Annotated in this window: 25 protein-coding genes; 8 read left to right on the top strand and 17 right to left on the bottom strand. The window is 63.5% G+C overall.

Annotated features, from left to right (window positions below; genetic code table 11):
* Window positions 1-225 precede the first annotated feature (225 nt).
* The 8 genes from AC1ROB_RS08755 to AC1ROB_RS08720 all read right to left on the bottom strand — a co-directional run bounded on the left by AC1ROB_RS08755 (window position 226) and on the right by AC1ROB_RS08720 (window position 9694).
* A complete protein-coding gene (locus AC1ROB_RS08755) occupies window positions 226-2298 on the bottom strand; it encodes a molybdopterin-containing oxidoreductase family protein (protein ID WP_492971578.1) in 2073 nt (690 codons plus the stop codon).
* The gene (locus tag AC1ROB_RS08750; RefSeq protein ID WP_492971579.1) at window positions 2295-3428 is read right to left on the bottom strand and encodes an NAD(P)/FAD-dependent oxidoreductase; all 1134 of its coding nucleotides are present in this window, start codon (window positions 3426-3428) and stop codon (window positions 2295-2297) included. The genes AC1ROB_RS08755 and AC1ROB_RS08750 overlap by 4 nt, the downstream gene beginning before the upstream one ends.
* Before the next feature lie 136 nt (window positions 3429-3564).
* Window positions 3565-5022, bottom strand: coding sequence for an NAD-dependent succinate-semialdehyde dehydrogenase (locus AC1ROB_RS08745; RefSeq protein WP_492971580.1), 1458 nt, complete (start codon window positions 5020-5022; stop codon window positions 3565-3567).
* A 90-nt stretch (window positions 5023-5112) separates the two neighbouring features.
* Entirely contained in the window at window positions 5113-5886 is a 774-nt protein-coding gene (ppk2, locus tag AC1ROB_RS08740) for a polyphosphate kinase 2 (RefSeq protein ID WP_492971581.1), read from the bottom strand.
* Window positions 5883-6776, bottom strand: a complete 894-nt coding sequence (locus AC1ROB_RS08735) for a pirin family protein (RefSeq protein ID WP_492971582.1) — start codon at window positions 6774-6776, stop codon at window positions 5883-5885. The genes ppk2 and AC1ROB_RS08735 overlap by 4 nt, the downstream gene beginning before the upstream one ends.
* Window positions 6777-6896: 120 nt before the next feature.
* Complete coding sequence (locus AC1ROB_RS08730; RefSeq protein WP_492971583.1) at window positions 6897-8189, bottom strand: TRAP transporter large permease; 1293 nt, start codon at window positions 8187-8189, stop codon at window positions 6897-6899.
* Entirely contained in the window at window positions 8180-8620 is a 441-nt protein-coding gene (locus AC1ROB_RS08725) for a TRAP transporter small permease (RefSeq protein WP_492971584.1), read from the bottom strand. The genes AC1ROB_RS08730 and AC1ROB_RS08725 overlap by 10 nt, the downstream gene beginning before the upstream one ends.
* Before the next feature lie 93 nt (window positions 8621-8713).
* Complete coding sequence (locus AC1ROB_RS08720; RefSeq protein ID WP_492971585.1) at window positions 8714-9694, bottom strand: TRAP transporter substrate-binding protein; 981 nt, start codon at window positions 9692-9694, stop codon at window positions 8714-8716.
* 299 nt (window positions 9695-9993) lie between these two features.
* On the opposite strand from AC1ROB_RS08720, the gene AC1ROB_RS08715 reads away from it, so the two are divergent.
* The 6 genes from AC1ROB_RS08715 to AC1ROB_RS08690 all read left to right on the top strand — a co-directional run bounded on the left by AC1ROB_RS08715 (window position 9994) and on the right by AC1ROB_RS08690 (window position 16113).
* A complete protein-coding gene (locus AC1ROB_RS08715) occupies window positions 9994-10731 on the top strand; it encodes a FadR/GntR family transcriptional regulator (RefSeq protein ID WP_492971586.1) in 738 nt (245 codons plus the stop codon).
* Between the two features lie 39 nt (window positions 10732-10770).
* Complete coding sequence (kdgD, locus tag AC1ROB_RS08710) at window positions 10771-11682, top strand: 5-dehydro-4-deoxyglucarate dehydratase (RefSeq protein ID WP_492971587.1); 912 nt, start codon at window positions 10771-10773, stop codon at window positions 11680-11682.
* 21 nt (window positions 11683-11703) lie between these two features.
* A complete protein-coding gene (locus tag AC1ROB_RS08705; protein WP_492971588.1) occupies window positions 11704-12519 on the top strand; it encodes an NAD-dependent epimerase/dehydratase family protein in 816 nt (271 codons plus the stop codon).
* Window positions 12520-12527: 8 nt separating this feature from the next.
* Window positions 12528-13613, top strand: a complete 1086-nt coding sequence (locus AC1ROB_RS08700; protein ID WP_492971589.1) for a mandelate racemase/muconate lactonizing enzyme family protein — start codon at window positions 12528-12530, stop codon at window positions 13611-13613.
* Window positions 13614-13633: 20 nt separating this feature from the next.
* Entirely contained in the window at window positions 13634-14485 is an 852-nt protein-coding gene (locus tag AC1ROB_RS08695; RefSeq protein ID WP_492971590.1) for an amidohydrolase family protein, read from the top strand.
* A gap of 269 nt (window positions 14486-14754) precedes the next feature.
* Entirely contained in the window at window positions 14755-16113 is a 1359-nt protein-coding gene (locus AC1ROB_RS08690; RefSeq protein WP_492971591.1) for a DEAD/DEAH box helicase, read from the top strand.
* A 75-nt stretch (window positions 16114-16188) separates the two neighbouring features.
* Here the strand turns inward: AC1ROB_RS08690 and pcaC are convergent, their stop codons facing one another.
* From pcaC to pcaH, 5 genes are read right to left on the bottom strand one after another with little or no spacing between them, the layout of a single operon-like run.
* Entirely contained in the window at window positions 16189-16584 is a 396-nt protein-coding gene (gene pcaC / locus AC1ROB_RS08685; RefSeq protein WP_492971592.1) for a 4-carboxymuconolactone decarboxylase, read from the bottom strand.
* A 10-nt stretch (window positions 16585-16594) separates the two neighbouring features.
* The gene (gene pcaD / locus AC1ROB_RS08680) at window positions 16595-17377 is read right to left on the bottom strand and encodes a 3-oxoadipate enol-lactonase (RefSeq protein ID WP_492971593.1); all 783 of its coding nucleotides are present in this window, start codon (window positions 17375-17377) and stop codon (window positions 16595-16597) included.
* 17 nt (window positions 17378-17394) lie between these two features.
* A complete protein-coding gene (locus AC1ROB_RS08675) occupies window positions 17395-18750 on the bottom strand; it encodes a 3-carboxy-cis,cis-muconate cycloisomerase (RefSeq protein WP_492971594.1) in 1356 nt (451 codons plus the stop codon).
* Between the two features lie 28 nt (window positions 18751-18778).
* Window positions 18779-19351 carry a protocatechuate 3,4-dioxygenase subunit alpha gene (pcaG, locus tag AC1ROB_RS08670; RefSeq protein ID WP_492971595.1) on the bottom strand — a complete coding sequence of 191 codons (573 nt, stop codon included), beginning with the start codon at window positions 19349-19351 and terminating at the stop codon, window positions 18779-18781.
* A 20-nt stretch (window positions 19352-19371) separates the two neighbouring features.
* Entirely contained in the window at window positions 19372-20079 is a 708-nt protein-coding gene (gene pcaH / locus AC1ROB_RS08665) for a protocatechuate 3,4-dioxygenase subunit beta (protein WP_492971596.1), read from the bottom strand.
* Between the two features lie 159 nt (window positions 20080-20238).
* Here pcaH and AC1ROB_RS08660 point away from each other — a divergent pair, with 159 nt between their 5' ends.
* Complete coding sequence (locus tag AC1ROB_RS08660; protein ID WP_492972207.1) at window positions 20239-21000, top strand: IclR family transcriptional regulator; 762 nt, start codon at window positions 20239-20241, stop codon at window positions 20998-21000.
* 52 nt (window positions 21001-21052) lie between these two features.
* On the opposite strand, the gene AC1ROB_RS08655 is transcribed toward AC1ROB_RS08660, so the two are convergent.
* The gene (locus AC1ROB_RS08655; protein WP_492971597.1) at window positions 21053-21790 is read right to left on the bottom strand and encodes an AAA family ATPase; all 738 of its coding nucleotides are present in this window, start codon (window positions 21788-21790) and stop codon (window positions 21053-21055) included.
* Window positions 21791-22315: 525 nt separating this feature from the next.
* Between AC1ROB_RS08655 and AC1ROB_RS08650 the strand changes: the two genes are divergently transcribed.
* Window positions 22316-22810, top strand: a complete 495-nt coding sequence (locus AC1ROB_RS08650; protein ID WP_492971598.1) for a MarR family winged helix-turn-helix transcriptional regulator — start codon at window positions 22316-22318, stop codon at window positions 22808-22810.
* 4 nt (window positions 22811-22814) lie between these two features.
* Here AC1ROB_RS08650 and AC1ROB_RS08645 read toward each other — a convergent pair whose 3' ends face one another.
* From AC1ROB_RS08645 to AC1ROB_RS08635, 3 genes are all read right to left on the bottom strand, one after another.
* Window positions 22815-24068, bottom strand: a complete 1254-nt coding sequence (locus tag AC1ROB_RS08645) for a thiolase family protein (RefSeq protein ID WP_492971599.1) — start codon at window positions 24066-24068, stop codon at window positions 22815-22817.
* Complete coding sequence (locus tag AC1ROB_RS08640; RefSeq protein ID WP_492971600.1) at window positions 24058-25920, bottom strand: feruloyl-CoA synthase; 1863 nt, start codon at window positions 25918-25920, stop codon at window positions 24058-24060. The genes AC1ROB_RS08645 and AC1ROB_RS08640 overlap by 11 nt, the downstream gene beginning before the upstream one ends.
* Window positions 25921-26022: 102 nt before the next feature.
* Entirely contained in the window at window positions 26023-26835 is an 813-nt protein-coding gene (locus AC1ROB_RS08635; RefSeq protein WP_492971601.1) for a crotonase/enoyl-CoA hydratase family protein, read from the bottom strand.
* Window positions 26836-26844 lie beyond the last annotated feature (9 nt).

The following is a 26844-nucleotide window of genomic DNA, read 5'->3' as shown; positions in this document are numbered from 1 at the left end:
GAATACGAAGATATGCACGGGTATGAACGGCCCGTCTGGACAACGAGCGCGCGATCAAGACGCGATAAGACGGAATAAGCCCGAATAAGGATCGCATAAGCCGGTTTAAGCCCCGAACAAGACTCAACAGAGGCCGGATAAGACGAAATAAGCACCGAATAAGACGAGATAAGCCGGAATGGCCAAGCCATTACGTCGTGCGGATGCAGATGGCCCGCCGGACGACTACGTCGTCCGGACCCAGATGGCGTTGTCGTGGAAGGCGGCACCGCCATTGGGCTGGGCCGCATCGGCGCCGGTCAGCGCATTGATGCCCATGCCGTCGACGAAGGCTTTGTGCGGCCAGATGCTTTCCACCACGGTCACGCCGCGCTGTACGCCCTTGTACAGCTTGGCATGGATGCGGATATTGCCGCGGCGGTTGCCGATACGCACCAGATCGCCATCGGCGATGCTCAGGCCCGCCGCGTCGTCCGGATGGATGAACAGCGTCGGGCGGTGTTCCTTCTTGGTCGAGGTCGGCGTCTCGGTGAAGCTGGTGTTGAGGAAGTTGCGCGCCGGCGAAGTGATCATGCGGAAGGGATGCTCCGCCGTCGCCGTCTCGATGCTGAGCCAGTGATCGGGCAGCGCCGGCATGCCGGCAGGATTCGGACCCATCGCCGCCCAGTCGGGCTTGAAGCGGAACTTGCGGTCTGGCCAGTTGAACCCGTTGAGGAAATGCGCGGTGTCGAATTCGGGCTGGCAGTCATGCCATTTCTGTGCCCGCAGCGTCGCCACATCGGGCCAGTGTGACGCCTTCAGCGTGGCTTCCACGATCTCCTCGGCGGTCATGTCGAAGCCGGCATGTTTCGCGCCCAGGCGTCTGGCCAGCTCCGAGATGACATAATGATTCTCGCGCGCCTCGCCCGGCGCTTCCACCAGCTTCGGCCCCAGCAGGATATGCTGCTGTCCGCCGGCCTGGTAGATGTCGTCATGCTCGGTGAACATGGTGGCCGGCAGCACGATATCGGCCATCTTCGCGGTCGCGGTCATGAACTGCTCATGCACGCAGACGAACAGGTCCTCGCGTTCGAAGCCCTGCTTCACCAGCCAGGATTCCGGCGCCACTTCCATCGGATTGGTATTCTGGATCAGCAGCGCCTTGACCGGGCCGCCATGCCGTAGCGCTTCCGGATCGCCGGTCAGCACCGGGCCGATCTGCGACTGGTCGAGCAGGCGGACCTTCGGGTCCACCGCATCCAGCCCGTCGATCAGGGTCTTGTTCCAGTTGAAGATGGCGCCGTTGTTGTGGAAGGCGCCGCCGCCCTCGTATTTCCAGGCGCCGGTGACCGAGGCGATGCAGGTGGCGGCATGCATGTTGACCGCGCCGTTGCGGCTGCGGGCGAAGCCGTAGCCGAGCCGGAAGTAATGCCGGCGGCGCTCGCCCAGCAGATGCGCGAAGGCCTCGATCTCGGCAGCCGGAATGCCGGTGATGGCCTCGGCCCAGACGGGATCGCGCGACTGCAGATGCGCCTCCAGCTCGGCCGGCGCATCGGTGTAGCGCGCCATGTAGTCGCGGTCGGCGAGGTTGTCGCGGAACAGCACATGCATCACCGCGCAGGCCAGCGCACCGTCGGTGCCCGGCTTCACGATCAGGGCGATGTCGGCCTGTTCGGCGGTGGCGTTGCGATAGGCGTCGATCACCACGATCTTGGCGCCGCGCTCTTTGCGGGCGCGGATCGCATGGGTCATCACGTTGACCTGGGTATGCACCGCGTTGGTGCCCCAGATGACGACCAGGTCGCTCTTGGCCATCTCGCGCGGATCGGGGCCGCTCAGGTGCCCGGTCGCGGCGATGAAGCCGGCGCGCGCCAATGTGACGCAGATGGTGGAATGCTGGCCGGAGTATTTCTTCACATGGCGCAGGCGATTGATGCCGTCACGCTGCACCAGGCCCATGGTGCCGGCATAGTAATAGGGCCAGACGCTTTCGCTGCCGAAGTCGCGCTCGGCCGCCAGCATGGCCTCGGCCGTGCGGTCCAGCGCCTCCTCCCAGGAGATCGGCGTGAACTGGCCGCTGCCCTTCGGGCCGGTGCGCAGCAGCGGCTGCAGCACGCGCTCCTTGTGGTTGGCGCGTTCGGCATAGCGCGCCACCTTGGCGCAGATCACACCCGCCGTGTAGCTGTTGTCCTCGGCCCCGCGCACCTTGCCGATGCGGCCGTCCGGCAGCAGCTCGATCTCCAGCGCGCAGGTCGACGGGCAGTCATGCGGGCAGGCGCTGTGGCCGACTTTTTTGGCTGGGGCAAAAGGCGCGTTCATCTCAGTCTGGCTGGGCTCAGGTCCTTCTCGGTCAGGCCGAGATCAGTCACATCCTGCGGCAAAGCCCGGCCCTGCGCCAGCGCCGATGCAACCCGGGCCATGGCGGCGGAGGTCTGGATACCATAGCCGCCCTGCCCCGCCAGCCAGAAGAAACCGGATTTCTGTTTGTCGAAGCCGCAAACCACCGTGCGGTCGGCGACGAAGCTGCGCAGGCCCGCCCATTTGGCGGCCAGGCGGCGAACCTGGAGCGTCGACACCGTCTCCAGCCGGTCGACCGCAATGGCGATGTCCATCTCGTCGGGCTGGGCGTCGGTCGGCTCGGAGTCCGTCTCGTCGCAGGGCGACAGCAGGATGCGGCCGGCGTCAGGTTTGAAGTACCACTCCTCGTCGGCATCGATCACCATCGGCCAGGCATGGATGTCGGCACCAGCCGGCGGATCGAAGGTGACGGCCGTGCGGCGCTTGGGCTTCAGGCCGATGGGGGTCGCACCGGCCATCGCGCCGATCACATCGGCCCAGGCACCAGCGGCGTTGATGACCACCGGCGCGCTGAAACTGCCCTTGCTGGTCTCGACCTGCCAGTCGCCATTGATCTGGGACAGACCGGTGACTTCCGCATCGGTGATCATCCGGCCGCCGGCAGCGGTCATGCCGCGCAGCAGGCCGTTATGCAGGGCATGGACCTCGATATCCATGGCGTCGGGTTCGGCCAGCGCGCCGCCGCTGACGGCTTCGGGCTTCAGTACCGGCATCATTGCCTGGGTCTCGGCTGCGCCCAGACGCTTCACCGTCGGCACCAGCTTGCGCATGTCGTCGTATTTGCGGTCCAGTTCGGTGGCCTGTTCGGCGCTGCCGATATGCAGCGCGCCGCGCGGCGTCAGGATCGGCACGGAAGCGAAACCCGCCGGCGGGTTCATCAGGAAGTCGCGGCTGGCCACCGTGAGCGCGCGGATCGGCGCATTGCCATAGGTCTCGGCGAACAAAGCCGCCGAGCGGCCGGTGGTGTGATAGCCCGGCTGGCTCTCGCGTTCCAGCAGCACCACCGTCTTGCCGGCGCGCGCCAGTTCATAACCCGCGCCGGCGCCGGCGATACCGCCGCCGATAATCACAACGTCGCAACGATCCGTCATGCGGTCCTCTTCCAGTCGTGGGGAGCGCCGCGGCCGTCTTTCGCGCCGTCAGCGACTCACCGGACTATAGGACTCGCGGCAGGGCAGTACCAATGCCTTCAGGACATGGCCCGATACTGCGCCGTGTGTCTTCTACTCACACACCGCCAAAGCACAGGTATTTCAGCTCGACAAAGCTGTCGATGCCGTATTTCGAGCCTTCGCGGCCATGACCGGATTCCTTGATGCCGCCGAACGGCGCTTCCGCCGTGGAGATCAGGCCCTCGTTGATGCCGACCATGCCGTATTCCAGCTTCTCGGCCACACGCCAGGCGCGACCGATGTCGCGGCTGTAGAAATAGGCGGCCAGGCCATAGACCGTATCGTTGGCCAGCCGGATCGCATCGGCCTCGTCCTTGAACTTGTAGACCAGCGCGACGGGCCCGAAGATTTCCTCCTGCGCGGAATCCATCTGCGTGGTCGCATCGACGATCACGCTGGGCTGATAGAATGTACCACCCAGTTCGTGTCGTTCACCGCCGACCAACACCTTGGCACCCTTGGCCTTGGCATCGGCGACCAGACGCTCGACCTTGTCCAGCGCATCGGTATTGATCAGGGGGCCCTGGTTGACGCCCTCGGTAAAGCCCGGGCCGGTCTTCAGGGTCTTCACGGCTGCGGTCAGCTTCTTGGCGAAGGCATCGTATACGCCCTCCTGCACGAAGAAGCGATTGGTGCAGACGCAGGTCTGGCCGGTGTTGCGGTATTTCGAGATCATCGCACCGGCGACCGCCGCGTCGATATCGGCATCATCGAAGACGATGAACGGCGCATTGCCGCCCAGTTCCAGCGACAGTTTCTTCAGCGTGTCCGAACTCTGGCGCATCAGGATCTTGCCGACTTCGGTCGAGCCGGTGAAGGAGACCTTGCGCACGATGGGATTGGTAGTCAGCTCGGTACCGACTTCGGCACCATGGGACGAGGTGATGACGTTGAACACGCCTTTGGGGATGCCGGCCTCGGCGGCCAGATGCGCCAGCGCCAGGGCACAGAGCGGCGTGTCCTCGGCCGGCTTGACCACCACGGTGCAGCCGGCGGCCAGCGCCGGCGCCACTTTGCGGGTGATCATGGCGATGGGGAAATTCCACGGCGTGATCGCGGCGACCACGCCGATCGGCTGCTTGATCACGACGATGCGTTTATCCGCCGCGTGGCCGGGGATGGTATCGCCATAGATGCGGCGGCCTTCCTCGGCGAACCACTCGACGAAGCTGGCGCCATAGGCCACTTCACCCTTGGCCTCAGCCAGCGGCTTGCCCTGCTCCAGCGTCATCAGCGCGCCGAGGTCTTCCTGATGCTGCAGGATCAGGTCATTCCACTTGCGCAGGATTGCCGCGCGCTGTTTGGCGGTCAGTCCGGCCCAGCCGGGGCCGGCGGCATGGGCGGCCTCGATGGCGCGCTTCGTCTCGGCCTTGCCCATATCCGGCACTTCGGCGATCAGGGCGCCATCGGCCGGATTGGTTACCTTGAAGCTCTTGCCGCTGTCCGCGCCTACCCAGGCCCCGTCGATATAGGCCTGACGGCGCAGCAGGTCGGCATGTTTGAGATGGGTCATGGCGAGGCTCCTTTTGCTTTGCGCGAAACGGTAGCGTCCCAAAGGCCGCGCTTCCAGAGGCAGGCTGTGACCGGAGCGTAATTTTGCCGGCTATTTCGCCAGGCGCCCGTCGCTCAGGGCGCGGGTCTCAAATGGAAAGACGATGCTGCGGTCAGATTTCAGCGGCGCGGCCTTGCCCTTGTCCTTGTAATCGATGCGGCCGAGCAGGTCGCGGATCAGGTTCAGGCGGGCGGTTTTCTTGTTATTCGCCGAAACGATGGTCCAGGGCGAAGCCCGTGTGCTGGTTTTCGCCAGCATGGCGTCCCGCGCCCGGCTGTAATCTTTCCAGCGTTTCAGCGCCGCTTCGTCGATGGGGCTGATCTTCCACTGCTTGAGCGGATCCTTGCGCCGGTCATCCAACCGTCGTTTCTGCTCGGCACGGTCGATGTCGAGATAATATTTGAACAGGTGGATGCCGGAACGGATCAGCATATCTTCAAAAACCGGGACATCCCGCAGGAATCGCTTGTACTCCTCGTCGCTGCAGAATCCCATGACGCGCTCCACACCGGCGCGGTTGTACCAGCTTCTGTTGAACAGCACGAAATCGCCGCCGGCCGGCAGATGCGCCACATAGCGCTGGAAATACCACTGGGTGTCTTCGCGGTCGGACGGCTTGCCCAGCGCCACCACCCGCGATTCACGCGGGTTCATATGCTCGAGGATGACCCGAATCATGCCGTCCTTGCCGGCACCATCGCGCCCTTCCAGCAGGACCAGCAGTTTCCCGCCCGTATTGATCAGATGGCGCTGCAGCCGTACCAGCTCGATCTGCAGGTTCCGCAGCTGATCGTCGTAGGTCGCCACGGCCGGCTTGCTGCTCACATCCCCTCCGGCAACGGGATGAACTCGGTTTCGCCCGGCACCTTGGCCCAGTTGCCGGCGCGCCAGTCGGCCTTGGCCTGCTCGATGCGGTCCTTGGACGACGAGACGAAGTTCCACCACAGATGCCGTTCGCCATCCAGCGGCGCGCCGCCCAGCAACATCAATCGCGCCGCACCGCGGGCCACGATCTTCGGGTCGGTGCCCGGCTTGAGCACCAGCATGGTGCCGCTTTCATAAACCTGGCCATCCAGGATCACTTCACCGATGGCGACATAAACCGCACGCTCCTCGTAGTCCTGCGGCAGCGGCACGGTCGCGCCATCGCTGAGCTGGGCATCGATATAGAACATCGGCGCGAAGGTCTGCGGCGGTGCTTCGGCACCGAAGGCCTTGCCGGCGATCAGGCGCAGGCGGGCGCCCGGCTTTTCGATCTCCGGCAGGCTGCTCGCCGGATGATGGTGGAAGGTCGGTTCGGTTTCCTCATGGCTCTGCGGCAGCGCGAACCAGGACTGGATGCCATGCAGGCCAGCGCCGCTTTTGCGGATCTCGTCGCGGGTCCGTTCGGAATGGGCGATGCCGCGGCCGGCCACCATCCAGTTGACGTCGCCGGGCCGGATCGGCTGCACCACGCCCAGACTGTCGCGATGCATGATCTCGCCCTCGAACAGGTAGGTGACGGTGGCCAGCCCGATATGCGGATGCGGCCGCACGTCCAGACCCTGGCCGGGCTCGAACCGGGCCGGACCCATATGGTCGAAGAAGACGAACGGGCCAACATGCCGGCGCTTGGCCACCGGCAGGACGCGGCGGACGGTGAAGCCGTCCCCCAGATCGCGCAGGCGCGGCACGATCAGCATATCGACGGAATCAGGCAGGGCGGCTTCGGACATCGGGACCTCATCTGGAGAGCCCCGAGACTAGCGCGATCCGTTCAGCCCTGCCAGCAGTCGCCTCCGGCTGCACCGCCCGTCCGCGCCAGAAATAAAACCATGGGAAACGGTCGGCCTGAATCAGTGGGTGGGGCCGAGGATCAGGTTCGGCAGGAACAGCGAGAACTGCGGCACATAGGTGACCAGGAACAGGGCGGCGATCAGGGCGCCGTAGAAGGGCCAGATCGTCTTCATCACATGGCCGATCGACACTTCACCGATGGCGCAGCCGACGAACTGCGTGGTACCGACCGGTGGCGTGTTCAGGCCCAGCGCGCAGTTGATCAGCATCAGCATGCCGAACTGCACCGGACCCATGCCGTACTGCATGCAGATCGGCAGGAAGATCGGCGTGCAGATCAGGATGGTCGCCGCCATGTCGAGGAAGGTGCCAAGCACGAACAGGATCAGGTTGACCAGGAAAAACATCATCCACGGATTGGTGGTGATGCTGGCCAGCGCCTGGCCGGTCAGATCGGCGACACTGTACAGGCTGATCAGGTAGCCAAAGGTGTTCGATACGCCGATCAGCAGCAGCACGATGCCGGTGGTCTTGACGGCCTTCGCCGCCGCCTTGATCAGCTGCTGCCAGGTCAGCGACTTGTAGAGCAGCGTCGCCAGCAGGATGGCATAGACCACCGCGATGGCCGCAGATTCGGTGGCCGTGAACACGCCGGTCAGGATGCCGGTGATAATGATCACCACCACGAACAGGCCGGGTATCGCCGCCGCACCCGAGCGCAGCACGACAGGCCAGCCCGGGAAGGTGCCGGCCGGATAGCCGCGCTTGATCGCCACCAGATAGGCGGCCACCAGCATGCAGAGCGTGAGCAGGGCCGCCGGGATCATGCCAGCCACGATCAGCGCCGCGATCGATACCTTGCCGCCGGCGGCCAGCGAGTAAATGATCATATTGTGGCTGGTCGGCATCAGCGCGCCGACGAGCGAGGCATGGGTGGTGACGTTGACGGCGTAGTCCGCGTCATACCCTTCCTTCTTCATCATCGGAATCATCACGGCGCCCATGGCCGAGACATCGGCGACCGGCGAACCGGAGACGCCGCCGAACAGCGTGCAGGCCACCACATTCGACATGCCGAGGCCGCCGCGGATATGGCCGACAAGGTTCTTGGCGAATTTCACGATGCGGTCGGCGACGCCGCCGTAGAGCATCAGTTCACCGGCGAAGATAAAGAACGGGATCGCCAGGAAGGAAAAGATGTTCATGCCGGCAGCCATGCGCTGGAACACCACGGCCAGCGGCAGGCCTTCATAAACGATGGTGGCGATGGCCGAGAGACCGATGGCGAAGGCGACGGGAACGCCGAGAACCAGGAAGCCGAAGAAGCTGACGGCCAGAATTGTCAGTGCCATGACGGGCGAACCTCTTTGCCCGCGATCAGGGCCAGGATGTGCTCAAGCGAGAACAGGGTGATCAGCACGCCGGCGAGTGCCAGCGGGATATGGTTGAGGCCTTCGGACAGGCCGAGATTGGGAATCTTGTAGGGCATGACCGATTCCGCCAGCACCCAGGCATTCCACCCCATGACGATGCCGAAGACAGCGACCATGACATGGATGATGATCTCCACCCAGACACGGTGCCGTTCGGGCAGGATCATGATGAACACCGATTCCAGGCCGATATGGCCGGCGTCGCGGACGCCGACAGCAGCGCCGAACATGGTGACATACAGCACGAGGACGAGCGCGAAACTCTCGGCCCAGGTCGGCGTGTCGTTCAGTACGTAACGGCCGAAGACCTGGTAGGTGACGACGGTGACGATGCCCAGCAGGCCCGTCACCGCCACATACATACAAAGCCGGGAGATCCAGGCGTTGATAGGACTTAACCAACTCAGCATGGATACTCCCGGCTTTGCTTGATACTACGCGACTTAGTTGGAGTCCTGGATGCGCTTGACCAGCGCCTGCAGTTTCGCGTCACCAGCGAACTTGGTGTAAACCGGCTGCATTGCGGCCTGGAACGCCTTCTTGTCGATGTCGGTCACGATCTGCGCGCCAGCGGCTTCCACCGTCTTGCGCGAGGCCGCTTCACGATCATCCCACTGCTTGCGCATGAAGGGCACCGACTCCTTGGCGGCCTTGCGGATCACCTCCTGCTCATCCTTCGCCAGGCCGTCCCAGACCCGCTTGGAGAAGACCAGCACTTCCGGCGCCAGCGAATGTTCGGTCATGCTGTAATACTTGGCCACTTCGTAATGACGCGAGCTGTCGTAGGACGGCCAGTTGTTCTCGGCCGCGTCGACAACGCCGGTCTTCAGCGCGGTATAGACCTCGGCATAGGGCAGCGGCGTGGCATTGGCGCCCACCGCCTGCATGATGGCAACCCACATGTCAGATTGCTGCACGCGGATCTTGAGGCCCTTCATATCGTCAACGGTCTTGATCGGCTTCTTGGTGGTGTAGAAGCTGCGCGCGCCGCTGTCATAGAAGGCCAGGCCGATGAAGCCCTGCGGCTCCAGCGACTTCAGGATGTCCTCGCCGATCGGGCCGTCCAGCACACTGCGCATATGGGCGGTCGACTTGAAGACGAAGGGCAGCGCCGGGACGATGGTCTCGGGCGCGATGTTGTTGAAGGCCGAGCTGTTGACGCGCACCATGTCGAGCGCGCCCAGCTTGGTCTGTTCGATCGTGTCCTTTTCCGAACCGAGCGCGCTCTGGCCGAACACCTTCACGCTGTGCTTGCCGCCGGTGCGCTCGCTGATCAGCTTGCCCATCTGGATGACCGCCGTGACGGTCGGATAGTCCATCGGATGCACGTCCGAGGAGCGGAATTCCTTGGCCGAGGCCGCGCCGGCAAAACCGGCGGCCACCGCCAGCCCGAGCAGGGCGCGAGTTGCTACGCGAGTCGTCATTTTTGATCTCCTCCCTAGCGGATCGGTCGATATGCCGATCCGGTTGCGACACTTTGTTAGTCGTCGTGTCATCATACAACACTTCTGCGAATTGAAGTCAACGGCGATCCAGGGGACTGGTAAAATTTTGACAACCGACCTTCGATTAACGGCCAATTATATGGGTATTTTATGTTGCGCCGCAGCGAATCGGTTTTCCTGGGCTCCTATATCCCGGCTCGTGGAAAAACCCATTACCCATCAGTTGTCATACAAGCTGAAGGATGCTAATCCTCGTTTCGACCAATGGAGGACGCCCTGTGACGGCACTGCGCCGACGCGAAACCCTGACCTCGCAGCTGAGCAAATCGCTGACCGAGCGCATCGCCAAAGGCGCGCTCAAGCCAGGCGACAAACTGCCCAGCGAGCAGGAGCTGATCGAGGAATTCGGCGTCAGCCGCACGGTGGTGCGCGAGGCGATCTCGTCTTTACGCGCCGCCGGCCTTGTCGCCACCCAGCAAGGCGTTGGTGCTTTCGTGCAGCCGGGCGCCGCCACGCAGCCCTTCCGGATCGACGAATCCAATCTCGACCTCATCAAAGAGGTCATCAATGTGCTGGAGCTACGCACCGGCCTGGAAGCCGAAGCCGCAGCGCTGGCCGCCCAGCGCCGCAAGCCCGAGCATCTGGAAGCCATGCGTGCTGCGCTCGACCGTATGACGGCCGCCATTGCGGCTTCCGAAGATGCCGTGGCGCCGGACCTGGATTTCCACCAGACCATCGCCGAGGCCACCGGCAACCAGCATTTCACGCATCTGTTCAACTATCTCGGCGCGCTGATGATCCCGCGCGCCCGCGTGCAGACCTTCCGCTTCTTCGCCGATGACCGCACCGCCTATCTGAACCGTGTCAACGGCGAACATGAAGACATCTATCAGGCGATCTTCCGCCAGGACACCGACGCCGCCCGCTCGGCCATGCGCTTGCATCTGAGCAACAGCCGCGAACGCCTGCGCAAGGCGATGGAGCAGACACGGGAACAACCCGCGCCGCGCCGCTGAAACCCCGACATTCGATTGGTTCTTAGATAAGGTGAGATAATGGAACCCAGTGCTCTCAAGGCCGCGATTTCCACCGGCCTGCTGTCTTTCCCGGTGACCGATTTCGACGCCGCCGGCAATTTCGAGCCGAAAGGCTATCGCCGCCGCCTGGAATGGCTCGCCCCCTATGGCGCCACCGCGCTGTTTGCCGCCGGCGGCACTGGCGAGTTCTTCTCGCTGGCGCCCGATGAATACAGTGCCGTGGTGAAAACCGCTGTCGATACCTGCAAGGGCAAGGTGCCGATCATCGCCGGCACCGGCTACGGCACCCGCCAGGCGATTCAATATGCCCAGGAAGCCGAACGCCTGGGCGCTGCCGGCCTGCTGGTGCTGCCGCATTACCTGGTCGAAGCCGATGCCGATGGCATCAGCCGCCATGTCGCCGCGATCTGCAAAAGCGTGAAGATCGGCGTCATCGTCTACAATCGCGGCGTCTGCCGCCTGGGACCCGATCACCTCGCGCGGCTGGCGGACCAGTGCCCGAACCTGATCGGCTTCAAGGACGGCATCGGCGATCTGGAACTCATGGTTGCCGTGCGCCGCAAGATGGGCGACCGCTTCACCTATCTGGGCGGGCTGCCGACTGCCGAATTCTTCGCCGCGCCCTACAAGGCGATGGGCGTGCCGGTCTATTCTTCGGCCGTGTTCAATTTCATTCCGAAGACGGCGATGGATTTCTACCGCGCCATTGCCAAGGATGACGTTGCCACGTCGACCCGCATCCTCGACGACTTCTTCATGCCCTATTCGACGATCCGCAACCGCCGCCCGGGCTATGCCATCAGCATCATCAAGGCCGGCGCGCGCCTGGTCGGTTATGATGCCGGTCCGGTGCGCACGCCGCTGGTCGACTGCAGCGAGGAAGAGCATGCCATGCTCAAGGTGCTGATCGACAAGATGGGTCCGCAGTAAGACGGTCTGGGAGGATCATTCATGAAACGCGTTCTGCTTACCGGTGCCAGCGGCGGTGTCGGCACCCGCCTGCGCCAGCTGCTGAAACCACTCTATCCGGAGCTGGTGTTGAGCGATCTCAAGGCGCCGGCTGATCTGCGCAGCGACGAGGAATTCATCGCCGCCGATCTGGCCGATTACGCCGCCGTCGAAAAAATGGTCAAGGGCGTGGATGGCATCGTGCATCTGGGCGGCTTCTCGGTGGAAGGCCCCTGGGAAACCATCCTGAATGCCAACATCATCGGCTGCTACAACCTGTTCGAAGCCGCTCACAAGGCCGGCACGCAACGCGTGGTCTTTGCCTCGTCCAACCATGTGATGGGTTTCCATCCGCGCAGCGAAAAGATCGGCATCGAAGCGGTGCCGAAGCCTGACACCCGCTACGGCCTGAGCAAGCTGTTCGGCGAAGGTCTCGGCGCGCTCTATGCCCACAAGCATGGCATGGGCGTGCTGTCGATCCGCATTGGCAATTTCGGCGACAAGCCGCTGGACCAGCGCCGCCTGTCGATCTGGCTGCGGCCCGACGATCTGGTGCAGCTCATCCGTCTCGGCCTGGAGAAACCCGATCTGGTTTATGAAGTCGTCTACGGTATGTCGGACAACAAGCGCGCCTGGTGGGATAACGCCCATGCGCTGAAGCTGGGCTACAAGCCGGGCGGCCAGTCGGAAGACTTCGCCGCCGAAGCACTGGAAGCGCAGAAAGCCCTGCCCAAGGATCCGATCGGCGATTACTTCCAGGGTGGTACGCCGTTCTGCAGCCAGGAATTCGACGGCGATTTCGAGAAACTGAAAAAGTAACGCGTTCCATGCGCATCAAAAGCGTCGATACGGTCACGCTGAAGATTCCCTTCAGCGATCTCTACGAGGGGCCACGGGCCAAGCGCCGCGGCTGGACCGAATTCGACACCCTTTTGGTGCGCATCGAAACCGAAGACGGCCTGGTCGGCTGGGGCGAGGCGTTTTCCTATGGCTGCGCCTCAGCGGTGCGGGCGCTGTTGCAGGATACGGTGGCACCGCTGGTTGTCGGGCAGGAGATCGCGGATGTCGCCGCCTTCACCCTGAAGCTGCAGCAGGACCTGCATATCTGGGGCCGTTACGGCATCACCATCTTCGCCATCTCCGGCATCGATATCGCGCTCTGGGACCTGGCCGCGAAACAGGCCGGCAAAAGCCTGTCGGCGCATCTGGGCGGGCGGGTACGCGACAGTGTTACGGCCTATGCCAGCCTGGTGCGCTATGGCGGTGCCGAGCCGATTGCCGCGATGACCCGCCGTGCCGTCGCCGAAGGCTTCCGCGATATCAAACTGCACGAGATCGCCTATGAGCCGATTGCCGCCGCCCGCGCCGCCATCGGGCCGGAAATTCGCCTGACCACCGATGTGAACTGCGCCTGGAGCCTGACGGAAGCCGAAGACCTGCTGCCGAAGATGAAGGCGCTCGATCTCTACTGGGTGGAGGAACCCACCTTCCCGCCCGAGGATTACGAAACCCACAAGGCGCTTAGCCGCTTTGGCGTTGCGCTCTCGGCCGGCGAAAATGCCTGCACCGCGATGGAATTCACCCGGCTCTCGGCTGCCCTGACCTTCCCGCAGCCCAGCGTGATCAAGATCGGCGGTGTCAGTGAATTCATCAAGGCGACCCGGCATGCCGCCAGCTTAAGCAAGACCGTGATGCCGCATTCGCCCTATTTCGGCCCCGGCTACTGGGCAACGCTGCAACTGGCCGCCCATCTCGAAGCCGTCGGCCTGTTCGAATACATGTATGTGAAGCCCGAAGCCTATAGTGGCTGCGACATCCCGCTGCCGCAGCAGGGGCGTATCAGCATTCCCGATGCACCCGGCATCGGCTTCGTTCCCGATGAAGACACCCTGCGGCGCTATCGCGTCGCTTAGAGAATACCTGGAGGATGGATATGGACTATACCCGCGTCTTCACCGGCCCGAAGCCGAAGCTGCAGATGCCCAAGGGGGCCTGCGACACCCATATCCATTTCTACGATGACCGCTACACGACGCTGCCCAACACACCGACACCGCCAGCGGTGGGCGTACCGGAATATCGTCAGGTGATGGACTGGCTGGGCATCGAGCGCGTGATCGTCGTCCAGGCCAACGCCTATGGCGACGATAACCGCCTGGTGATGGATACCACCGCCGAGCTGGGCCACGACAAGGCGCGCGCCGTGGTGGTGGTGAAACCCGGTGTCGCCGATGCCGAACTGCAGCGCCTGACCGCTGGTGGCGCCCGCGGGATCCGCATCATGAACCTGCTGGGCGGCACGCTGGGCCTGAACGTGGCCGAGGAAATGGCCGGCCGCATCAAGCCGTTTGGCTGGAGCATGCTGCTGCAGCTCAATGGCCGCGAACTGCCCGAGCATGAGGCGATGATCAAGCGCCTGCCGGTGAAGATCGTCATCGACCATATCGGCAAGTTCATCGATCCGGTGCCGGTGGACCATCCGTCCTTCCAGTGCCTGCTGCGCCTGATCGATACCGGCAATGTCTGGGTCAAGCTGGCCGGCTGCTACGAGACCTCGCTGACCGGCAAGCCGCATTACGAGGATGTCGGCGTCATCGCCAGGGCACTGATCAAGCACGCCCCCGAGCGCATGATCTGGGCCAGCAACTTCCCGCATGCCCAGGCCAGCAAATTCGGCTACCCCGACGAGTCCAAACTGCTCGACCTGCTGCTTGACTGGGCCCCGAACGAGGCCGACCGGCAGAAAATCTTCACGGCTAACCCCGCGGAATTGTACGGCTTCTGACCATTACTGGTTATTTCGCTTGACGCGGGACGGCGGTGGGCCCATATACCGCCTGCCGTCCACGGACTGATTCCAGCGTCGATGGCCTTTCGCGCCTGGCCGCGTGAACGAAGAGCGCTCCAACTGCTCCTTCGTCCTGCCAGCGCCTTCAGTCTCTTCATATACGACCCAGGTCACGCGGGGCGTTTCATCGGTCCCCGCGTATGACCGTTGCGCTGCTGGCGACTCCCGCCCCGCGCCGTCGTATGCCTTGTTTCAAGGATTCCCCTTTGACCAGTTTCAATGACCTCGGCCTCAACCAGGCCCTGCTCAATGCCATTACCGCCGGCAAATATACCCAGCCCACGCCGATCCAGACCCAGGCCATTCCGCCAGTGCTCGCCGGCCGCGATCTGCTGGGTATCGCCCAGACCGGCACCGGCAAGACTGCTGCCTTTGCCCTGCCGATCCTGCATCGTCTGGCCGCCGGCAACCGCCGCCCGGCGCCGAAGACCTGCCGTGCACTGATCCTGAGCCCGACCCGCGAGCTGGCCTCGCAGATCGCCGACAAGTTCCGCGCCTATGGCCGCGAGACCAACCTGAATGTCGTCACCGTCTTCGGCGGCGTCGGCATGAACCCGCAGACCCAGGCGCTGGCGCGCGGCGTCGATGTGCTCGTCGCCACCCCCGGCCGCCTGATCGACCATATGCAGCAGGGCCACCTGCGTCTCGACCAGGTCGAGACCGTGGTGCTGGACGAAGCCGACCAGATGCTGGACCTCGGCTTCGTGCATGCCATCAAGCGTATCTCGCAGGCCCTGCCGAAGGTGCGCCAGAGCCTGTTCTTCTCGGCCACCATGCCGCAGACCATCGGCCAGCTCGCCGCCGGCTTCCTGAAGGATCCGGTCAAAGTGGAAGTGACCCCGGTCGCCACCACCGCCGAGCGCGTCGAACAGCAGGTGATCTTCATCGAGGCCGAGCGCAAGCGTGCGCTGCTGGCTGAGATCATGACCGATCCGGCCATCACCCGCGCCCTGGTCTTCACCCGCACCAAGCATGGTGCCGACCGCGTCGCCCGCCATCTGGTCGGTGGCGGCGTGCCGGCCGCGGCCATCCACGGCAACAAGTCGCAGAGCCAGCGCGAGCGGGCTTTGGCCGACTTCAAGGCCGGCCGCATCCGCGTGCTGGTCGCCACCGACATTGCCGCCCGCGGCATCGATGTCACCGGCGTCAGCCATGTGGTGAATTTCGAACTGCCGAACGTGCCGGAAAGCTACGTCCATCGCATCGGCCGCACGGCCCGCGCCGGCGCGGCCGGCCAGGCGATCTCGCTTTGCGCCCAGGACGAGCGTCCCTACCTGCGCGATATCGAGCGGATCACCCGCCAGCGCATCGAGTCGACCGACCGTCGCGGCGATGCCAAGCTGGCAGCCGCCACGGCTGCCGAGCCGAAGGGCGAAAACCGCCCGCAGCAACAGCGCCCGCATGGCCAGAACCGCAACAATCCGCGCGGCAACGGTCAGCGTCACGGCGGCCAGCGCTCGGAAGGCGGCCGCGGCGACGGCCAGCGTCCGCAGCAGCAGCGCCAGGGCCAGCGCCCCAATGGCGGTCATCGCGGCGGCCAGCAGGCCAAAGCGACCACCCACTGATCCGCACCTGCATCTGATACGGAAACGGCGCCTTCACGGCGCCGTTTTCATTTGCCCTGCCTGCGTGACGCGGCCTCAGGTCTTGAGGCCGTCCTTTTCCATCTGCACGAACACCTCTTCGGCCCAGTGCATGGCACTGTTGCCGGCCGGCACGCCGCAATAGATCGAAGCCTGCAGGATGACCTCCTTAAGATCGTCGCGGGTCAGGCCGTTGTTGAAAGCGGCCTTCACATGCAGCTTGAACTCGTCCGGGCGATTGAGCGCGATCATCATCGACAATGTCATGCAGCTGCGCGTCTTCCGCTCCAGGCCGGGCCGGGTCCAGACTTCGCCCCAGGCATAGCGGGTGATGAAATTCTGGAATTCCTCGTTGAACGGCGTGATCTTGGCGAGCGAGCGGTCAACATGGGTATCGCCCAGAACCGCACGCCGCACCGTCATGCCGGCGCCGTAACGCTGCTTGTCATCCATTGCTGTCTCCTCAGCCGGCCAGGAAGCCGGTCAGTTCCTTGGTGAAGTCGGCCGCCACTTCCACATTCGACAGATGCGCCGCCGGAAATTCGACATAGCGGGCGCCGGGAATGGTGTCCGCGGCCAGCTTGCCATCGGCGGCCGTTGTGGCCAGATCATGGGTACCGGCGATCACCAGGACCGGAAGGCGGATCGCGGCGATGCTTTCGCGCTGGTCCATGTCGCGCACCGCGCCGCAGGCGGCGTTATAGCCTTCCGGCTTCGTCGCCAGCAGAACGCTGGAGATGCGCTCAACCGCCGCCGGCTGCGTCTTCACGAAGCCTTCGGTGAACCAGCGCTGGATCACGCCGGGCACGATGGCGGCCATGCCGCCTTTCTGCACGGCAGCGATGCGGGTGTTCCAGACATCGGGCGTGCCGATCTTGGCGGCCGTATTACACAGGACCAGTTTGGAGAAGCGCTGCGGCGCATGTACGCCCAGCCACATCCCGGTCATGCCACCCATGGACAGGCCGCAGAACATCGCCTGCGGAATATCCAGTGCATCCAGCAGGGCCACCACATCCTTGCCAAGGCGGTCGACCTGATAGGGCGCCGGTGGCAGGTCGGACTGGCCATGACCGCGGGTGTCGTAGCGCAACACGCGGAAACGCTGTTGCAGCGCCGGCATCTGCGCATCCCACATGGAAAGATCGGTGCCCAGGGAATTCGACATCACCAGAATCGGCGCGTCTGCAGGCCCGTCCAGCCTGTAGTGCAGCGAAACGCCGTCATCGGTCGTGATATGCGACATGACTCCTCCGGATTTTCTTATGGCTTGCGGGCGGCCAGAACGCGATCGACCAGCGCCACCGCAACCCCGCTGTAGCCCAGCGGATCGAACAGACCATCGAGGTCGGCCGGCGTCAGATGCGTCATCACATCCTTGTCCTCGGCCAGGACACTCCGCAGATGCCGTTTTGCCGCAACCGCGCGCTTGGATGCCGCCTCGACCAGCTTATGTGCCGTCATGCGGCCGATCTTCACGCCCAGAGCCATGGTCACAGCCTCGGCCATAATCAGGCCATCGGTCGCATCCAGATTCTCGCGCATGCGATCAGGCTGCACGTCCAGTCCGGTCATTATCTCGGCCATATGCTGCAGAGCGCCGGCGCCAAGTTGCACCAGCTCGGGCAGCACCGTCCATTCGGCATGCCAGCCGCCCAGGCCGCGCTCATGCTCCTGCACCATGCCCGACAGCAGGCTGCCCGCCAGATGCGGCACACGGACAGCCGCCGCCAGCACGGCGGCCGAGGCTACCGGATTGCGCTTATGCGGCATGGTCGATGAACCGCCCCTGCCCTCGCCCGCCGGTTCGAAAACCTCACCCACATCGGTCTGCATCAGCAGCGCCACGTCGCGCGCCATCTTGCCCAAGGTACCGGTCAGCAGCGCCAGCACCGCACCCAGCTCCGCCACGCGGTCGCGCGCGCCATGCCAGGGCGTGGCCGGCAGCGACAGCTTCAGATCGGTGGCCAGAGCCTCGGCCACCGTAAGGCCCTTGTCGCCGAGCGCCGCCAGCGTGCCGGCCGCGCCGCCGAACTGCAGCACCAGCAGGCGCGGCTTCAATTCCGCCAACCGGTCGCGATGGCGTTCAACAGCATCGAGCCAACCGGCCGCTTTCAGGCCGAAGGTGATCGGCAGGGCATGCTGCAGCCAGGTGCGGCCGACCATCGGCGTCTGGCGGTGTTTTTTCGCCAGATCGGCGAGCGCAGCGGAGAGGCGCGACAGATCGGTCTCGATCAGCGCCAGGGCCTTGCCCAGCTGCAAGACCAACCCGGTATCCATCGCATCCTGACTGGTGGCGCCCCAATGCACGAAGCCCGCGGCGTCCTTGTCCCTGGCTGCGACCTTTGCCGTCAGCGCCTTGACCAGCGGAATGGCGGTGTTGCCGCCGCGCGTCGCGCCCTCGGCCAGTTCGGCAATATCGTAGAGCGCGGCGTCGCATTGCGCGGCAATCGGCGCAACGGCAGCCGCGGGAATAACACCCACCTTTGCTTCCGCGCGCGCCAGCGCCGCCTCGAAATCCAGCATACCCTGCAGATGGGCGCGGTCGGTGAAGACCGCGCCGATTGCAGAGCCGTGAAACAGCGGACCGAGCAGGCCCGTCTCTGTGTGAGTCGTCATGCCAGCATGTTGCTGAGCCCGCGGGGGATCAGCAATCGAAAAAGACGGTTTCCCGCTCGCCCTGCATATGAATGTCCCAGCGGTATTCGGCCTTGCCAGCCAGCCGCTCGGCCACGATGGTCGGCTTGCGCGCCGCATCCTCCACCAGGCCCAGAACCGGATCGTTGGCATTGGCCGCCGTCTCGTCCGAGAAATAGATCCGGGTATAGAGGTGCTTGAGCATGCCGCGCATGAACAGGCAGACCACGATATGCGGGGCCTGCAGGGCATTGCCGGGGCCGGGAACCGGGCCGGGCTTCACCGTGGTAAAGCTGTAACGGCCTTCCTTGTCGGTCGGCACGCGGCCGAAACCGGTGAATGCGCCATCCAGCGGCTTGTCCTGCTTATCCTCGGCATGGGCGTATTTGCCATCGGCATTGGCCTGCCAGAACTCGACCAGGGCATCGGGAATCGGCTGGCCTTCGCCGTCGAAAATCCGGCCGGTGATGACGATCTTCTCGCCCTTGGCCGCATCCTTGGCGATGTCGTTCACAGCCAGCGGCACCAGGCCGATATGCAGGTAGGGGCCGACGGTGGCGGAAGCAGTGGGAACAAGAGTCATGTCAAACGTCTCCGGCCGGCTTACTTGTTTTCCATGGGCGTGGCGTCGCGGCCGCGCAGGATGATGTCCCACTGATAGCCCAGGGCGAATTCCGGGATCGTGGTCTCGAAATCGAATTTCGAGATCATGCCGTCGCGCGAGCGCTGGTCCGTGACGCAGTTGAAGATCGGATCATGGGGCAGCAGCGGATCGCCCGGGAAATACATCTGGGTGACCATGCGGGTCATGAAGCTCGGCCCGAACAGCGAGAAATGGATATGCTGCGGACGCCAGGCATTGTGGTGATTCCGCCACGGATAGGCGCCGGGCTTGATGGTGACGAAGCGGTAGCGGCCTTCGTCATCGGTGGCAGTGCGGCCGTAGCCGGTGAAATTCGGGTCGAGCGGCGCGTCATGCTGGTCGGCCGGATGCGGATAGCGGCCGCAGGCATTGGCCTGCCAGATTTCGACCAGGGTATGCGGCACCGGGCGGCCAGACTCGTCCAGCACCCGGCCGGACAGGATCATGCGCTCGCCCAGCGGTTCGCCAGCATGCTGCTTGGTCAGGTCGTTGTCATTCGGGCCGATGCGCTCATGGCCGTAAACCGGGCCTGTCACTTCCGACAGGGTATGGGCCATGCGGATCAGCGGCTTGCCGGGTGCCCGCTTGATCGAGGACTGATAGGGCGGGTGCAGGTAATTGGGCTGGGTGCCAGCCGCCGGCCGTTTGTAGCCGATGATCTCGGACATCGTTTCCTCCTTAACGCTTACGGATACTTATAACCCGGCCTGAGCGGGTTGGCGCTGATCTATGTCAAAAAATCCGACATTTCCTTGACTTATTGTGCGCATAACGCACAATAGTTCTATAAACAAACATTACAGGGAGGCTGGCCGACCTTGTCAACAATGACCATCAATGCGCGCGACTTCTCCACTTCGCTGGCCCGGGGCCTGCGGGTCATCACCGCGTTCGACCGCGACAATGACGAGATGACCCTCAGCGAAGTGGCCCGTCGCGCCGATATGACGCGCGCCGCCGCGCGCCGCTATCTGCTGACGCTGTGCGAGCTGGGTTATGTCACCGGCGACGGCAAATACTTCCGCCTGACACCGCGCGTGCTGGAACTCGGCTTCGCCTTCCTGACCTCGATGCATATCTGGGAACGCGCCCAACCCTTCATGGAGCGGCTGACCGAACAGGTGAATGAATCCTGTTCCATCTCGGTGCTGGAAGGCAGCGACATCGTCTATGTCGCCCGCGTACCGACCAAACGCATCATGTCGGTGGCGCTGGGCATCGGCACGCGCCTGCCTGCCTATTGCACATCCATGGGCCGCGTGTTGCTGGCGGATCTGCGGCCAGGCGAACTGGACCAGTATTTCAACGAGGCGAAGTTCACGCCGCTGACCCCGCATACCGTGACCGACAGCGAAGGTCTGCGCAGCGCCATCGGCGAAGCACGCCGCATCGGCTATGCCATGGTCGACCAGGAGTTGGAAATCGGCCTGCGTTCGATTGCCGTGCCGATCCGCAACCAGGCCGGCCGGGTATTGGCCGCGATGAATGTCAGCGGGCACGCCACCCGCATCACGGCAGAAGAGATGCAGCAGCGCTACCTGTCGCCGCTGCTCTATGCCGCCGAAGGTATCCGCATGGCGCTGGCCTGATCCAATCTGCCGTTCCCCGACAGTCGCAATTACCTGACCAGCACGATACAGCTCAGGCCAAATCCTGGAACAGATCCGCCAGATAGCTGGCCGGATTGGCGAGAAAGCCGCGCATGATGTGCATGTGTTCGGTGTCCGACGGCGTCACCGGCCGGATCGCCCCTCCATTCAACGAGAGCAAGGCCGCGTCTGGAAGATTCATCAGGATTGGTGAATGCGTGGCGATGATCGCCTGAACCTGACCGCTCAGTTGCCATTGCCGTAGAATCCGCATGAAGGCGAGCTGGCGCTGTGGCGAGAGCGCAACTTCCGGTTCGTCGAGGATATAAAGGGCTCGCTGTTTCGCATGAAGGCGGTCCTCGAATGCCTCAAGGAAAGCTTCGCCGTGACTTCGCGCATGCATTCTCGGCGATGGCCAGCCGGACTCGATATGCGCCGTATCAATATAGGTCTGGAAATTAAAGAAACTTTCCGCGCGAAAGAAAAAACCGCGACTGACCTTTGGCAACCAGGACAGACGCAATGCTTTTGTCAGCGCGTTGTCAATTTCAGCCAGTCCTGTCTGGTGATCCTGACTGCCGCCCTGCGCAGAAAATCCTGCTGCCTGGGCGATGGCCTCGATGAGGGTGGACTTCCCCGAACCATTCTCACCGACAATTATGGTGACTGCATGATCGAAGCTGAGTTCGAAATCCTCGGTGAGATAGGGCAGTACATCGAAGGGAAAATCACGCGTCGTCATTTTCGCGGCATCAACTGCGATACGCTTCAGGAATGGCGCCTTTAACATGGAATATTCCTTGGTTCAGAGCCGCGTCGTTAAAGGCCCCAGCGGCCTGTTGGCCAGGCAATTGGCTATCTCCTTTGCGGCCCACGGGGACCGCATTGCGGGAAAAACCGACAGTTACAGGAGCGTTCTCCGTTTAAGGGTTATCCCAGGGTGGCCCCGGGGCCCGACGGGCACTCACAACTATATAGTACAAAAAGGGAACAAAACGTCAAGCAAATAATCCCGCTTTTTTCTGAATACGTTGTTATGACTGCATGAATGGAACGTCCAACAGTCTGATGGGGCCGACACCGTTGGTGCCCGATGCAGCCATCCCGATTATGCGGTTGCCACGTCATACCTGACGGCCTGCTGCCATGAAGAACCGTAGACTCACATGACTGAGCGCATAGAGCGGCGGACTGCACAGGGTCGCGGCGCCGCCAATGTCGATTGTGTCTTGTCGCATCATAAAGCGTGCGCCCGATACCAAGGCCTCGCTGGCAGCAACGTTGTCAGCGACGGCAATATTGTCTAAGCACAGATATGGCCTCTACCCGTCGCAAGCCCGCCCCGGCGGATCAATCCCCACCTGAACAGGATACCGGTGTCGCCGTCGATCTGGGTCCGCTGCAGGATCTGCTCGGCTACCGCCTGCGCCGGGCCCAGCTCGCCGTCTTCCAGGATTTCATGACGGTGATGAAGCCGTTCGATCTGCGGCCGGCCCAGTTTTCCGTGCTGGCCATCATCGATGCCAATCCCGGCCTGAAGCAGTCCCGGGTCAGCGAAGCACTCGGCATCAACCGGGCCAATTTCGTCGCCCTGCTGGACGAACTGGAACAGCGCAAGCTGGCGCGCCGCGCCCCGGCGCCCGACGACCGTCGCTCAAACGCGCTATATCTGACGGCAAAGGGCGAAAGCTTCCTGAAGGAAGCCTATCGCCGCCTGCTGAGTCATCACGAAAAGCGGGTTGACGCCGTGCTTGGCGAAGACAAGCAGAAACTGCTCGCCCTGCTGGAACGCCTGACCGCCCTGGACTGATCGTTTACGGCCGGACAGCGTCCGGATTCTCGATCAGCATGGCGATACCCTGGCCACCGCCGATACAGGCCGACGCCACACCATAGCGCAGGCCCGACCGCTTCAGCTCGCGCGCGACGGTCACCGAGAGCCGGACACCAGTGGCACCGAGCGGATGACCGATAGCAATCGCGCCGCCATTCACATTCAGCTTGTCGCGCGGAATGTTGAGCGCCCGCATGCAGGCCATCACCTGGGCGCCAAAGGCCTCGTTGATCTCGAAACGGTCGATCTGATCGACACTGATACCGGCCTTGGCGCAAACCGCCTGGATCGCCGGCACCGGACCGATGCCCATCACTTCCGGCTTCACGCCGACACTGGCGCCGGCAACGATGCGGCCAAGCGGCGTTTTGCCCTTGCTGCGCAGATAATCGCCCGACACCACGATGGCGGCCGCGGCGCCATCCACCACGGCAGACGAGTTGCCGCCGGTCTGCACACCGCCGAAAGCAGGACGAATCTTGGCCAGGGTTTCCACCGGCGAGGGCCGGACATGGGTATCCTCGCTCACGGCGGGCGTCTTGCGGCTCAGCTTGATGCCGCGGCTGTTGTAACCCGGCAGCGCAAACTCCTCGCTGGTCACCGCGGTAATCTCGTCGCCGAAATAGCCCTTCTCTTTCGCCTTCACGGCGCGGTCGAAGCTTTCGGCGGCATAAGCATCCACCTCCTCGCGCGTGATCTGGTATTCGCGCGCCAGATTCTCGGCCGTGTCGCCCATCATGATGCCTGGCGCCGGATCGATCAGCGCTTCCCACAGGAAGTCCTTGAACTCCACCTGGCCCATACGGAAACCGTTACGATGGGTGTAGGACGCCACCGGATTGCGGCTCATCGACTCCGCGCCGACCACGAGGCCGGCTTCAGTCTGGCCCAGCATGATCTGTCCGGCGGCCTGCATGATCGCCTCGATGCCGGTACCGCAGACGCGCTGCACCAGATGCGCCGGCACTTCGACCGGCACGCCGGCATAAAGGCCGACATGACGCGGCAGCATGTAGGCATCATAAGACGCCTGCGCCATATTGCCGGCCACGACACTGCCGATATCGGCCGCCGGCATATCGGCTTTCTTCAGCACTTCGCGCGCAACCTTGATGCCGAGATCGATCGGCGAGATATCGGCCAGCGGCCCCATATAGTCGGCAAACGGCGTGCGTACGCCATCCAGCAGCCAGATATCCTTGTAGGCTTGGGCGAGACCGGGATTAGGCGACATGGGCGATTCTCTCTTTGGCGGTGATGACGCGGTCTGAGGGGGAAGAGGCGTAAAGATCGTCGACCAGCGGAGCGCGATGATTCAGGACCGCACGCTGGTTGATCGACCCCTTGTCGGTGACTTCGCCAACATCCAGCGAAGGCAGTTCATCCAGGATCACCAGCCGCTCGATACGGCTGGCGCTGCCGGTCGACTGCGCGATGAAACTGGCCAGCCGCTCGGCGAAGGCAGCCCGCACGCCCGGCGCATGGGCGATCTGGGCAATGCCTGCATTGGCCGGCAATTCAGGGCAAAGCGGCCGGCAGTTGTCGAGATCGAGGATCACCAGCCCGGCCAGCATGTCGCGGTCATGCCCGGCAATCACCACATCGCGGACATAGGGTGCGAAATGGGCGATGAAGCGGCCGCGGAGCGGACCGACACTGACCCAGGTACCGCTGGTCAGCTTGAAGTCTTCGGAGATGCGGCCATCGAACATCAGGCCCTTCCCGGGCTGGTCGGGATCGATGAAGCGCGCCGCGTCCCCCATCATGTAGTAGCCGTCCTCGTCGAAAGACTTGGCGCTGACCTCTGGCATGCGCCAGTAGCCTGGCGTGATATTGGGGCCGCGCACGCGCACTTCCAGCTTTTCGCCATTGGGTACCAGCTTCAGTTCCAGACCCGGCACCGGCAGGCCGATGATGCCCGAGCGGTCGACCGGCCAGTTGGCGCAGAGGGCAAAGGGCGCCGTCTCGGTGGACCCCAGGCCGCTGATGATCGGGATGCGCACGCCGATGGTCTCGACCGCGAGCTCTTCCAGCGCGGTCCACACATGCTGTGGCAGGGCAGCGCCGGAAAAGAAGATCATCTTCAGACGGCTGAAAAACATCTCGCGCAACTGCCTGTCGTCGCGCAGGTAAGGCACCAGCATTTCAAAGCCCTTGGGCACGTTGAAATACACCGTGGGTGCAATTTCTTTCAGGTTGCGCACTGTGCGCTCGATCAGCGCCGGCACCGGCTTGCCGTCGTCGATATAAAGCGAGCCGCCGTTATACAGCGTGATGCCGATATTGTGGTTGCCGCCGAAAGTATGATTCCACGGCAGCCAGTCAATAAAGACCGGCGGCTCCTCGGCAAAGACCGGCAGCGACTGCGCGATCATCTGCTGGTTGCTGCACAGCATGCGCTGGGTGTTAATCACGCCCTTGGGCATGCCGGTAGAGCCGGAGGTGAACAGGAACTTGGCCACCGTATCGGGGCCGACGGCATCATGGGCCTGTTCGACAGCTGCCGTGGCCGGCGTTGCCAGCAAAGCCTCGAAGGCGGTGGCAGGCCGACCGGCGGCACCGGCGGTCACTACCACTTCCACATCATCAGACACCGCTGCGGCAATCGACTTGGCAAAGCGCGCACCATCGGCGGCGAAGACCAGACCGGGCTGTAACAGGCCCAGAACATGCTTCAGCTTGGCAAAATCCGTGGAGACCAGCGCATAGGCGGGCGAGATCGCCGCCGAGGGCACGCCGACATACTGGGCGGCCAGCGCCAGTTGCAGATGCTCCAGGTCGTTATCGGAAAGGATGGCGACCGGCCGTTCGGCCGAGAGCCTGCGATCCAGCAGCGCCTGCCCGATGGCGCGCACGCGAGACAGGAGATCGGCATAGGTCAGGCGCCGCCAGGCGCCGCTGTCGTCGCGTTGCGCCATGAAGGTACGATCCGGCGCCACTCTGGCCCAGTGTACCAGTCGCTCGGTCAGCTTGTCCGGATAAGCCTCCAGTGGCTCCGGCGAGTCCATGAGGATGATGCCGTCGGGCTTGCGGGTCAGCCGGGTGTCGGCGCGGCCGTAGCGAACCTGACGATGCGGATGTGCCATACGCGTAACTCCTCCCAAGTCTGCCATTCTGAGGCCGGCATCCGGAAGCCGGTCAGGCAGGAACCCGCCGCGGTATGCGCGGTCGGGCTATTTCTTACAGTTTCAGTCCTTGCCGACCTTACCGGCGCGCTTCTCCAGGAAGTCGCGGATCCGAGTCTTGGCTTCGATATCAGCCTGGGCGATCGACGAAATCATCGCCTCCATCATGTAACCGGCCTCGGGCGAACTGTCGGCGATGCGCGGCAGGGCATGCATGACAGCAAAATTGGTCATCGGTGCATTGGCCGCCATCTTTTTCGCCAGCTCCATAGCTGTCGTCATGCCTTGCCCTTCGGCAACCAGGTAATGCGACAGGCCGATATCATGACCTTCCTCGGCCTTGTAGACGCGGCCGGTCAGCATCATGTCCATCATGCGCGCCACGCCGATCAGTTTCGGAATGCGTACCGAGCCGCCACCGCCAACGAAAATGCCACGCTGGCCTTCCGGCAATGCGTAGAAGGTCGAGGCCTCGGCAACGCGAATATGAGTGGAGGCCGCCAGTTCCAGGCCGCCGCCGATCACCGCGCCATGCAGCACCGAGATCACCGGCACCTTGCCGAACTGGATATGGCGAAAGGCTTCATGCCACATCCGCGAATGGAACACGCCATCCGTCGATGACAGCTCCTGCGTGGCACTGAGGTCGAGGCCCGCGGAGAAATGCTCGCCTTCGCCATCCAGCACCACAGCCTTCACGCCGGGCGGCGGGGCCATGAAAAAGCTCTGCAAGCCCAGAACCGTGACGTTGTCCAGAGCGTTACGTTTTTCCGCACGCTTCAGCGTAAGCACGGCGACCTCGCCCTGCACATTCACGCCCAGGGTGGGCGGCAGGCTGAGTTCGGCTTCGGAACGGTCAACAGGATCGAGACGCATGACGGTTAT

It is taken from the genome of Ferrovibrio sp. GW821-FHT12F09 (assembly GCF_058806775.1).
This window is presented reverse-complemented; position numbering and strand designations above follow the sequence as displayed.